Here is an 11,429-nt window from a genome sequence, read left to right as displayed (position 1 = left end):
CGGGCGTTTTTGTTTCCTTTCTATCTCAATCTAAAACTAAAACACCGAACTGACACCACATGCCTGCTTATCAGGCCAATGGTTTGAGTACTGAGCTGAGTGACAATGCTTACCGTTTTATTGCCATTGTCAGATTAAGGTTAACGTTCATTATGATTCAGTACAAAGCACCGATAAAAGACATTAAGTTTTTAATTAACGATGTCTACAAATTTCAGCAACACTATCAACATATTCCGGGTGGTGAAGAAGCCACTCCGGAGATGGTGGATATGATTTTAGAGGCTTCGGCTTCTTTCTCCGAAGAGGTTCTCTCTCCGCTTTATCAAACCGGTGATAAAGGTTGCCGCTTTGAAGGTGGCGATGTGCAAACCCCGGCCGGTTTTAAAGAAGCCTATCAAATGTATGTTGAGAATGGCTGGCAGTCGATGTCGACACCGGTTGAGTACGGCGGTCAGGGTCTACCCATGTCGTTGTCCGTTGCCAAGTCAGAAATGATCGGTACGGCCAACTGGCCCTGGGGAATGTACCCCGGACTTTCGTTAGGTGCGATGAACACCATCTTTTTGCACGGTACTGAGGCACAAAAACAAACCTTTTTTATGCCGCTGTCGGAAGGTCGTTGGACGGGAACGATGTGTCTCACCGAAGCCCAATGTGGTACCGACCTGGGCCAGGTTAAAACCAAGGCGGAACCTAATGGTGATGGTTCATACGCCTTAACCGGACAGAAAATTTTTATTTCATCCGGCGAGCATGACCTGGCTGAAAATATTATTCATATCGTACTGGCAAGATTACCGGGTGCTCCAGAGGGAACCAAAGGTATTTCTCTGTTTATTGTGCCGAAATTTAACGTGAATGATGATGGCTCGCTGGGGGAGCGCAACCCGGTCAGTTGTGGCTCCATTGAAGAGAAAATGGGGATTCACGGATCATCGACCTGTGTGATGAATTTTGATGGTGCCAAAGGTTTTTTAATCGGTCCTGAAAACAAGGGACTGATGTGTATGTTCACGTTTATGAATACCGCTCGCATCGGTACATCAATCCAGGGGCTGGCATCCGCAGAGTTATCATTTCAGGGAGCTCTGCCTTATGCCAAAGACAGACGCTCTATGCGTTCGTTAACCGGCACCAAAGATCCGGATAAAGCAGCAGATACCCTGATGGTTCACCCGGATGTACGTCGCATGTTATTAACGCAAAAAGCGATTGCTGAAGGTGGCCGTGCCATGATTTATCACGCAGCCCGATTGGCTGATTTGATGATGGCGGCACATTCCAAAGGAGATACTGCACTCTATGAGCAATATGATGATGAATTAGGTTTCCTGACGCCGATTCTGAAAGCCTTCCTGACGGAGCTGGGTTACGAAGCGGCTAACCATGGGGTGCAGATTTATGGTGGCCATGGATTTATTAAAGAGTGGGGTATGGAGCAAATTGTACGTGATGCTCAGATTTCCAAACTTTATGAAGGAACCACCGGTGTTCAGGCATTGGATTTATTAGGGCGGAAAATGCTACTGGGTAAATTTAAATCTTTTGATAATTTTTCCAAGCAGGTTCAGGAATTTACTCGTGCGACTAAACGCCCGGAAATGAAAAAGATGATCCGCAAGCTCAAGCGCACCATGCTTGGCTGGAAACTGAATAACTATCACATTGCTTTTAAGGCATCTAAAAACCGTGACATGGTTGGCTCAGCTTCGGTCGATTACCTGATGTATTCGGGTTACAACGCCATGGCGTATTACTGGGCGATGATGGCCGAAACGGCTTATCAGAAACTGGAGTCCGGAGATGGTGACGCTGACTTTTATAAAGCAAAAATTCAGATGGCAGAGTTTTATTACAAGCGTATGCTGCCAAGAGCTAAGTCACATGCCAAGATGATGGTGCGCGATCCTAAGTCGTTAATGCAAATGAAAGAAGAACATTTTTCTTTCTTAGACTGATGCCAGAAAAAATCCCACTTGAATTCAATTCGTAGTGAATCCAGGTGGGATTTTTAATCTTGCTGGTGAAATGTTAAATAAGCCGCCTATCAGACTCGTTCTGATTCTGTAAAGGCGGTATCCGCATCGCTGATGACCCGGTTACGGCCACCATGTTTGGCTTCGTATAATGCAGTGTCGGCACGTTGTACCAGGCTGTCAGTATTATCTATGCCGCGTAACGTAGCGCAGCCAATACTGGTGGTTACCTGCAGTTTGCCTTTGGCATTTTCAAAGGTCATATCGCTGATGCTCATACGGATGCGCTCGGCGATACGTAAAGCACCTGCCTGGTCGGCGCTGGATAGCATGACCAGAAATTCTTCGCCGCCGTAACGGAAACACATATCGGTTTGTCGAATGCAGGCTGTCATGCAATCGGCGGCATCTTTCAGCACCTTGTCACCCATGCTGTGACCAAACTCATCGTTCACCTGCTTGAAGTGGTCAAGGTCAATCATCAACACGGATAACTGCTGGCCGTGGCGTTTGGCCAATTCGACTTCACGACTGAGTGTTTTATCTAATGCCACACGGTTGCCCGCGCCTGTCAGTGGATCACGGAAGGCGGCAGCCAACGCTTCGTAATACCGTAAAGCATTACGCATCGGATAAACCAATGTGGTCAACAAGCCTTCCAGGTTCGCCAGCTCGTGCTCACGAAAACGAGTCGAGCGGTGAAAGGTCAGGTCACCCATATAGTCCTGCTGTGTTTGCAGGCGATAGCTCACGGAATGTGGTGAGTTTTTCCCCTGGCTGATCAGCAAGTTATTGGCTGAATGGGCAAAGGTAAGTCCGTCGACCAAAACGGCTTGCTGGATCTCTTCAAAAAAGATTTCCAGTAGCTGAGACAATTCCAGCGTGGTCTGTAACTTGCCGGATAATTTTAATAATAATTCCGGGCGTAAATCAGGTTTTAACGCAAGGTCACCAATTGATGTTACGGCTTTTTCTTCTCGTAACTGAGCACGACCATTGCTGTGTAAAGGACTCACCATGAGCAACCTCATAGGGGTAAAAATACTTAAATCGGATAAAGCGATTTCTGTGCCAGTATTTTTTAAACTTAAAAGTCCTTATAAAACAGTGGTTTACGAGGATTTGGCAGGGTTAGCTTAGCAGCTGATGACTATTTGGCGTCGCTAATAAAAAGGTTTTAGCCAATAAAATGACTGATTGATTAGTAAAAGGTGGCAGTTGAACGACGCTGTTGACCTGTCTTAACTGTCATTATTGGGGAGTTGATTGGAATGAAGCACATGGTTGGCAGGCCGCTGTGGCAGCGGCAACAAAGGTTGCCGCTGTTTGCCGCCATGAAATAGCGGCCAGATATTGCTACAAGAGATGGCTACAGGATATTGCTCAAGAGCTTTTGTGCTTCTTTAATCAGAGACTGAAGGTGATCCTCCCCCTGAAAACTCTCGGCATAAATTTTATAGATATCCTCGGTGCCACTTGGGCGTGCGGCAAACCAGCCTTGCTCCGTGCAGACTTTTAAGCCACCTATCGACGCATTATTTCCGGGCGCATTGGTATGTACTGAGGTGATGGCGAAACCAGCCAGCTCACTTTCCGTAACGCTATCCGCCGTCAGTTGTGCAAATGCAGCCTTTTGTTCTGGTGTTGCAGCGGCATCAACACGCTTGTAATGCGGGTTACCATGTTGCTCCACCAGTTTGGCGTAATACTGTGATGGCGTCAGGCCGGTAACAGCGGTGATTTCTGCCGCTAACAAACACAAAACAACGCCGTCTTTGTCGGTGCTCCAGGGCTTGCCATCAAAGGTCAGTAAGCTCGCTCCGGCACTTTCTTCACCGCCAAATGCCAGCTCGCCCTGGAACAATCCCTGAACGAACCATTTAAAGCCAACCGGTACTTCATACAAGGTACGATCATTAGCCGCAACGACACGATCCATCATTGAAGACGTGACTAAGGTTTTGCCAACTTTTAAGTCCGCTGACCACTGTGGGCGGTGTTTCATCAGGTAATCCACACAAACACACAGGTAGTGGTTTGGGTTCATCAGGCCTGCGGCATCGACAATGCCGTGTCGGTCGGCATCCGGATCATTACCGAACGCCAGGTCAAACTGATCTCGAATTTCCAGCAGATTGGTCATGGCCGCGGTGCTGGAACAATCCATACGAATACGACCATCGTGATCTGGCGGCATAAAGGCGAAAGACTCATCAATCTGATCGTTCACCACCTGTAGGTTAAAGTCCGGGTTTTCAGCCAGCTTGTTCCAGACGGGTAATGCCGTGCCGCCCATTGGATCAGCGCCCAACTTCAATGAGCTGCTGGCGATGGCCTGTAAATCGATGACTCGTTTCAGATCTTCAACGTAAACACCGACGTAATCGTAGGTTTGTGTGTTTGCCAGTGCCTGCGCCATATCCAGACGTTTCACATCGGTGCAATTGTTTTGCAGGTATTGGTTTGCACGGTTTTCAATCCAGCTGGTGACCGTACCGTCAGCGGGGCCACCATCGGGGGTGTTGTATTTAATGCCACCATCTTCAGGCGGGTTGTGAGACGGTGTGATAATAATACCGTCGGATTTCTCTGCTGCTTGAGTATTCGCTGTCAGAATGGCATGGCTCACCAGAGGCGTGGCGGTGACTTCATCATCCTGTGCAATTCGCACATCAACCTTGTTGGCGGTTAAAACCTGAATCACAACGTCCCAGGCGGGTTTTGATAACGCATGGGTGTCGCGGCCAACAAATAGCGCACCGCTGATATTATGTTGCTCGCGATAATCGGCTACCGCCTGGGCGATCGCAACGATGTGCTGCTCGTTAAAGCTTCCTTTCAGGGATGTGCCCCGATGCCCTGATGTGCCGAACTTGACCGGCTTTAATGCTTCGCCATTGACTTCAGAAGCTGAAAAAAGAGTTAAAACAGATTCGTTGAACATCCTCATTCCTTGTTTGTAGAAACCGAAAACCAAATAATCGCGGCATTTTCTTACAATCTGATGAGAATGTCTTGTGTTGTGGGGCTTTGCAGCAATGCAGGCATGACAGATCAGCCACTTGCGTTGTTTGGATAATGAAAAAGAAAGGCGAGGCAAAATGGCCTCCTCACAGGGACTCGAACCCCGATCAACCGCTTAGGAGGCGGTAGTTTTATCCGGTTAAACTATGAGGAGACTGGCTGAAGATTTTAATACGTTGTTACTAAGATGTCATGCCTGTCAGAGATCGCCGACTTCGGAGTCTTGTTGTTCTTTAACACGCCGCTCTTCCCACTGGAATTCGGTGATGAGTCGATCAATATAACGTTGTGCTGTGGCTGAAATTAATGTGAAGGCAAAGCCGCAATGGGTGTTGCCTTGGTCATCGAGAATGACGTGGCGAGCTTCCAGAGAGCAGTCCATGTAATGTTCCTGGTTAAAGCGAACTTTAGCGATTGGAAAGTTCCGTATCTCGTCGAGGCGTTTTTTGACGTTGCCATTAATTTTCACCCGAAAGCCATTCGATGACAGATCCTGAATGGTTCCCAATATATTGCCTTCATCATCTGGCATCTGAATTTTCAGGCGAATGTTATGTGCCGGGGGCACCATCACCCGATACGCCGTACGGCGTTGCAAATAAAGCAGGCTCTCAGGAAACTCAACCCGGTATTGTTCTTTGGCGGCGCTGTATTTCATGCGCCCGGTAACTTTGAACTCAATGCGAATGCCCTGGGAGTCACACTCAACGGTGTAACGGTTGCCCTGGCGAATCAGGTCATTGCCTTCTTCGGGAGTCACCTGATCCATAAAGAAGCTACGGCTCTTCAGGTCGGTCTGGGTGATCGCAGAGCGAAATGTATGTTGCTGGCTTTCAATGCGGATTTGCACGGGTGTTTCCATCACCACAATTTTTCGCAATGCGCCATAAATGTCTTCGGGGGCGGTCAGAATATATTCCTGGTTGCTGTCCTGTAACATTGAGAAGTCCGTCGATTACTACCGTTAATACTGGGTGCAGTTAATGCAATTGCAGTTAATGTTAGGTTTAGTCAGGCCGTTGTGTAGCCTGAACCTCGGTTCAGCCCTCTGGCTTTACCAGTTGCACTGTATAATTGTGGATCATTCTGCTTGCCACGCAAGATATTAAGTTGATCAATTGTGCTTTTTCGCGCTTTTAACACCATTTCAGACAGGACTTCTGACAGGTGCTGGTTGGCGGAATAGCTATCGGCTAATTGTTGCCACAGGGTTTTAATTTCATTTTGATCGGCAAACTCCGGCCGTAGCAGGCAATCTCTGGAGTGGGGGAGTTGTTCCTGGGTCATCCAGTCCAGACGTTGTCTGGATTGAGATTGCAGGGTGGATAGCAGCTGGGATTTTTGTTGTTGGAGATCCGCCAGCGGCTTCAGTTCGCGGTTGCGAAAAGCCGCCAGTTCTTGCTCAAGCAACTGATGCAGGGACTGGGTCACCTGCAGCTCGGAAATCAGAAGCTGAGCAAAGGTGGTACTGATATCAGGCATAAGCCCTCGCTGGAATTAGTTTAAACGCTCCTCGAAATCAAGCATTTTTCCTGCCAGCTTTTGATAATCAATTTTGTATTCGCCGCTTTCAATCTGACTGCGGATGCGCTCAACGGTGCTGTCGTCGACATCCGGCAAGCTGCGTACTTCAGCTTCAATTTGCTGAATGCTTTTGCTGCTGGCACTCAGTTTTACCTGGTCAGTAAAGCCAGCGCTGTCTTTGGCTTGTGTCTGCGCTTCTGACCCGGCGGGTGCTTTGCTGGGTTCGTTCCGGGTTCTCGCATGATTATCGAGACCTCCGGTAAATTTATTGATGTTCATTACTAAATCTCCGAGCTGAATAGCCATTATACACTCCTGCATAGGTGTTATCGGCGCCTAAAGTTAGAACTTTAGGAATTTTTTGAAATTTTATTGCACTTGTACTAAATCACGCGCGATCACGGTGGCGCTGATGACTTTTTGCGATTGATTGTTACGTACTCTGATGCGTTGGCCTTTATGGCCTGAGGCCAGTGCGGTGCCTTCCATCTCGACCTGAATGCCGGGCCGCTTGAGCCGAATCGCAACATGCTGGCCACGCTTCACTAGTTGTGGCAATTCCAGCATGTCTGGGTTTAATACGGTTCCCGGGCGAAGTGAACGCTTAATCTGCAGACCAACGACTTCATCAGTGCGGGTGTAAAATCCTTTGTTCAGTTGGCCAATATCCTGGCGGGTCTGATGAATATGGTGTGGTTGCACCAACTCATTACTGCGCAGTGCTGTGCGTAGAGTGATGACGTTCTGATACACGTGTAATTGCACGGCAAAATGTTGTTGCCAGTAGGGTTTGCTGCAACCCAGTTCTATGCCGTTTCTGCCTGGTTGTAATGCTTTCTGGATGCGTATGTCCGGGCGATGTTGGCAGTCAGGTAGTTGGTAGTCACTACGGATACCCACAAAACTGACGGCGGCAGAATCCTGGCCGTTGGTCAGTGTCTGCCAGCGTTGAATTAATTCTTCTTCGAGCACGGTTCGCCAGTCAGAGGCCAAGGCGGAGGCTGAACAGCTGGCCATTAAAAAAAACACAAATACCCGACCAATTTTCAGGTTCTGGACTATGCTCAAGTTATTGTTGAAATTTTGTGTCATAAATCCGGCAATTTTCTGACGATTCGTTGAGTTATCAGGAACCTCAGCAAAGGTTATGCCGGGTTATGAAAAATCCGCTCAGGAGTTTGATATGGCAGGTGTTCTCGACACCGTAAACCAAAGAACACAACTGGTAGGTGAGAACCGGCTGGAGTTGTTGTTGTTCCGGGTTAATGGTGCTCAGATTTACGGCATTAATGTGTTTAAGGTTCGTGAGGTATTGCAATGTCCGGAGCTGACCATTCTGCCGGGAAGTCATCCCGTGGTAAGAGGGGTCGCTCACATTCGTTCCGGTACGTTGCCCATCATGGATATGAGTATGGCAACCGGCAATGCACCCTTGCCGACCTTAGACGACACGTTTGTGATCATTACCGAATACAACGGTAAAACCCAGGGCTTTCTGGTGGCGGGCGTTGAGCGCATTGTGAATATGAACTGGGAAGAGATTCATCCGCCACCGAAGGGTACTGGACGCGACCATTATCTGACGGCCGTGACAGAGGTGGATAATCAGCTGGTTGAAATCATTGATGTGGAAAAAATCCTGGCGGAAGTGGCGCCGATCAATGAAGAAATCAGTGAAGGCGTAATTTCTGAAGAAGTTCAGGAAGCCGCACATGCCCAGTGTGTGATGATTGTGGATGATTCAAAAATTGCCCGTAAGCAGATTACCCGCTGCCTGGAGCACATTGGTGTTGAAGTGGTGGCATTAAACGATGGCAAAGAGGCCTGGGAGCATCTGGAATCGATTGTTGAAGGTGGCGAGTCGCCTTCTGATCGCTACATGATGTTGATTTCCGACATTGAAATGCCAGAGATGGATGGCTACACCCTGACCTCGCGCATTCGCAGTGACAGCCGGATGGGGGACTTTTATGTGGTTCTGCATTCCTCGTTGAGTGGTGTATTTAATAAAGCCATGGTTGAAAAAGTCGGGGCGGATAACTTTATCGCTAAGTTTGATCCTGATGTTCTGGCTGAACAGGTTGCCCTGCGCATTGATAATGCGTGAAAAGGACATAGGCACTAATGGAAAAACAAGGTAAATAATGACGCTTACCATTTCAGCTGACGAGTACAACAAGTTCCGGAAAATACTGGAAGACTCCAGCGGTATTATGCTTGGAGAAGGCAAAGAATATCTGGTTACCAGCCGCTTACGACGGTTGCTGGAGCGGGAATCTCTGCTGACCTTCTCTGATCTGATGGCAAAGATGACAACCGACCGGAAGTTGCAGGAATCGGTTGTTGATGCCATGACCACGAATGAGACATTGTGGTTTCGGGACGATCATCCGTATCGTATTTTTCGCGACAAACTGCTACCGGAAGCGGCTGCAAAACGCAGAGCGCCAAAAGTCTGGTCAGCGGCGTGTTCCACCGGGCAAGAACCTTATTCTCTCAGTATCGAAATTGAGGAGTTTAAGCGTAAAAACCCGGGAGCCTTGCCGGCCGGAGAGCGAATTGTTGCGACGGATATTTCGCCGTCAGCACTGGCATCAGCAAAAGCCGGTAAATACCAGCAACTCGCAATACGCCGCGGTATGAGTGATGCTTACCTGAAAGCCTATTTCTCACCCGAAGAAAACGACAGCTGGAGCATTAATGCGCAAATCAAAAGTCGCGTCGATTTTCGTCCGCAAAATCTGCAGCAGAACTTTTCGTTGTTAGGGAAGTTCGACATTATTTTTTGCCGCAACGTTTTGATTTATTTTTCAGCAGATCTGAAGCTGGATATTCTCAAGCGAATGCACGCTTCGCTTAATCCTGGTGGCTATCTGATGCTGGGTGCATCGGAGGCGATGAATAATCTGCAGGATTATTTTGAAATGGTTCAGTGTCACCCGGGCATTATCTATCGGGCAAAATGAGTTTTGACTCAGCGCTCTGGAATAAGTCGCTCTTCTGCCTGTTACCTATCGTCGTATCACGATGACTAAAACCGCCTTCGGGCGGTTTTTTGTTTGCCGCTGGTTTGCCGCTGCGGCAATCTTCCTCTCTGCTATTGCCGTTTTGCCAAACTGTTAAAATCCTTAAGTGTATGAAAATAAAGGGTTTTTATAGTTGGCATTGTGTTTGCTGTATCCATTGCAAGCGAGATAACACACAAGTGGCAACAACATGGCTTCAATCAATTTCGACAACGCATTAGGACTCCACGCAAGCGCTTTACAACTGCGTGCGGCACGATCCGAAATTCTGGCGAACAACCTGGCGAATGCCGATACCCCGGGATTCAAGGCCCGCGATATCAATTTTCGTGCGGTGTTAGTGGGTGAAGTTGAAGCCCAGCAAAGCTTGTCAGTTGAGAAAACCCACTCCGGGCACCTTAGCGGCAGTACCCGGGTGGATGAGCATTTGTTGTATCGCAATCCAAGTCAGCCATCGATTGATGGTAATACTGTGGATAGCCAGATTGAAAAAGCGCAGTTTGCTAAAAACAGCATGGATTACAACGCTACCTTCGAATTCCTCAGTGGTAAGTTTAAAGGGCTGCGCAACGCAGTGCGGGGAGAATAATCATGTCATTAACCAATGTATTTGATATCGCCGGTTCCGGCATGAATGCCCAGTCCATTCGGCTGAACACCACGGCCAGTAATATTGCCAATGCCGAAAGTGCATCCAGTTCTGTTGAAGAAACCTACCGTGCCCGCAAGCCCTGGTTTGCCGTGATGCAAAAAGAATTTATAGCCGTGAATGAAAAGGGTGAGTTTCAACAGCTCAAAGGAAGCACCGGAATTGGTGTGCAGGTAAAAGGCATTGTCGAAAAAGATGCGCCACTGAAGCCCCGCTTTCAGCCCGATCATCCAATGGCGAATGAAGATGGTTATGTGTATTACCCCAATGTGAATGTGGTGGAAGAAATGACCGACATGATGTCTTCATCCCGTAGTTATCAGATGAATGTCGAAGTATTAAAAACCGCCAAACAAATGCTGCAGCGTACGTTAACGCTGGGTCAGTAAGGAGCGAATCATGACTATTAATAACGTTGGTGATTCTGCTCAGGTGCTTGAGCAATATCAGAATAACAACAAAGAAAATACCAAAAATACCGACAACGAATTGGGTCGCGATGCCTTCCTGGAATTAATGGTGGCGCAGTTAAAAAACCAGAACCCATTAAAACCGACGGATAACCAGGCATTTGTTGCTCAATTAGCGCAGTTCTCGACGGTTGAAGGTATTGGCCAGTTAAACGATACCACCGACAGTCTGGCATCCAAATTCAGCTCCGCTTCGGCACTGCAGGCATCCAGTATGGTTGGCCAGAATGTCATTGTTGAAGGCAATCAAAATGGTCTGTTATTGCATAACGGCATTGTCAGTGGCTACACCGAAGTGCCGGGCAGTGCCAGCAATATGGAATTACGCATCGAAGATGAAAATGGTCAGTTACTCGAACGTTTCTCGTTGGGAGCGCGTGGTGAAGGGCCTATGTCGGTTCGCTGGGATGGTTTAAATCTGATGGTGGATGGCGAAGTGGTGCAGTTTGATGCCAGTAAATTAAATCGCCAGGAATATCTGAAAGATGAAGACGGCGAATTTGTGACTGACGATAACGGCAACAAAATCATGGTTCCTTATCCGCCGGGCGAATACAAATTTAATGTCAGTGCTACGGTTGCCGGTCAGTCGGAACAACTGGGCATGGAAATGAGTTCTCGCGTTGACAGTGTCACGATGGGCCCGGGAGGCCAGGTGACATTGAACCTGACCGGTGGTCAGAAAGCGGGAATGGATCAGATTAAACAGGTTCTGAGTTCGTAACTCAGCTCGAATAAATTCCGACAGGAGTAAAAT

12 protein-coding genes and 1 tRNA gene are annotated in these 11,429 nt (G+C 48.0%); 6 read left to right on the top strand and 7 right to left on the bottom strand.

Annotated elements, in window-relative coordinates; genetic code table 11:
* Positions 1-152: 152 nt before the first annotated feature.
* Positions 153-1,961, top strand: coding sequence for an acyl-CoA dehydrogenase C-terminal domain-containing protein (locus KFF03_RS12135; protein ID WP_255860911.1), 1,809 nt, complete (start codon positions 153-155; stop codon positions 1,959-1,961).
* An 89-nt stretch (positions 1,962-2,050) separates the two neighbouring features.
* Here the strand turns inward: KFF03_RS12135 and KFF03_RS12130 are convergent, their stop codons facing one another.
* From KFF03_RS12130 to flgA, 7 genes are all read right to left on the bottom strand, one after another.
* Entirely contained in the window at positions 2,051-2,998 is a 948-nt protein-coding gene (locus tag KFF03_RS12130) for a GGDEF domain-containing protein (RefSeq protein ID WP_255857185.1), read from the bottom strand.
* A 350-nt stretch (positions 2,999-3,348) separates the two neighbouring features.
* Complete coding sequence (pgm, locus tag KFF03_RS12125) at positions 3,349-4,923, bottom strand: phosphoglucomutase (alpha-D-glucose-1,6-bisphosphate-dependent) (protein ID WP_255857184.1); 1,575 nt, start codon at positions 4,921-4,923, stop codon at positions 3,349-3,351.
* Positions 4,924-5,081: 158 nt separating this feature from the next.
* Positions 5,082-5,157: transfer RNA gene (locus KFF03_RS12120), tRNA-Arg, on the bottom strand.
* 45 nt (positions 5,158-5,202) lie between these two features.
* Positions 5,203-5,943 (bottom strand): flagellar brake protein, encoded by a 741-nt coding sequence (locus KFF03_RS12115; protein ID WP_255857183.1) that lies wholly within the window; start codon positions 5,941-5,943, stop codon positions 5,203-5,205.
* Between the two features lie 71 nt (positions 5,944-6,014).
* Positions 6,015-6,485: a flagella synthesis protein FlgN gene (locus KFF03_RS12110; RefSeq protein ID WP_255857182.1), complete on the bottom strand. Its 471-nt coding sequence runs from the start codon at positions 6,483-6,485 to the stop codon at positions 6,015-6,017.
* A gap of 15 nt (positions 6,486-6,500) precedes the next feature.
* Positions 6,501-6,833, bottom strand: a complete 333-nt coding sequence (flgM, locus tag KFF03_RS12105) for a flagellar biosynthesis anti-sigma factor FlgM (RefSeq protein WP_255857181.1) — start codon at positions 6,831-6,833, stop codon at positions 6,501-6,503.
* Between the two features lie 63 nt (positions 6,834-6,896).
* On the bottom strand, positions 6,897-7,619 hold the full coding sequence (flgA, locus tag KFF03_RS12100; protein WP_255857180.1) for a flagellar basal body P-ring formation chaperone FlgA: 723 nt from the start codon (positions 7,617-7,619) through the stop codon (positions 6,897-6,899).
* Between the two features lie 91 nt (positions 7,620-7,710).
* Between flgA and KFF03_RS12095 the strand changes: the two genes are divergently transcribed.
* The 5 genes from KFF03_RS12095 to KFF03_RS12075 all read left to right on the top strand — a co-directional run bounded on the left by KFF03_RS12095 (position 7,711) and on the right by KFF03_RS12075 (position 11,396).
* A complete protein-coding gene (locus tag KFF03_RS12095) occupies positions 7,711-8,634 on the top strand; it encodes a chemotaxis protein CheV (protein ID WP_255857179.1) in 924 nt (307 codons plus the stop codon).
* Between the two features lie 37 nt (positions 8,635-8,671).
* Positions 8,672-9,493 carry a protein-glutamate O-methyltransferase CheR gene (locus tag KFF03_RS12090; protein ID WP_255857178.1) on the top strand — a complete coding sequence of 274 codons (822 nt, stop codon included), beginning with the start codon at positions 8,672-8,674 and terminating at the stop codon, positions 9,491-9,493.
* 250 nt (positions 9,494-9,743) lie between these two features.
* The gene (gene flgB, locus KFF03_RS12085) at positions 9,744-10,142 is read left to right on the top strand and encodes a flagellar basal body rod protein FlgB (RefSeq protein WP_255857177.1); all 399 of its coding nucleotides are present in this window, start codon (positions 9,744-9,746) and stop codon (positions 10,140-10,142) included.
* Between the two features lie 2 nt (positions 10,143-10,144).
* Complete coding sequence (flgC, locus tag KFF03_RS12080; protein ID WP_255857176.1) at positions 10,145-10,591, top strand: flagellar basal body rod protein FlgC; 447 nt, start codon at positions 10,145-10,147, stop codon at positions 10,589-10,591.
* A gap of 10 nt (positions 10,592-10,601) precedes the next feature.
* Entirely contained in the window at positions 10,602-11,396 is a 795-nt protein-coding gene (locus KFF03_RS12075) for a flagellar hook assembly protein FlgD (RefSeq protein ID WP_255857175.1), read from the top strand.
* Positions 11,397-11,429 lie beyond the last annotated feature (33 nt).

This window comes from Bacterioplanoides sp. SCSIO 12839 (assembly GCF_024397975.1).
Taxonomy (GTDB): Bacteria; Pseudomonadota; Gammaproteobacteria; order Pseudomonadales; family Oceanobacteraceae; genus Bacterioplanoides.
Note: the sequence above shows the minus strand (reverse complement) of the source record. Positions and strands in the feature narration are given on the sequence as shown.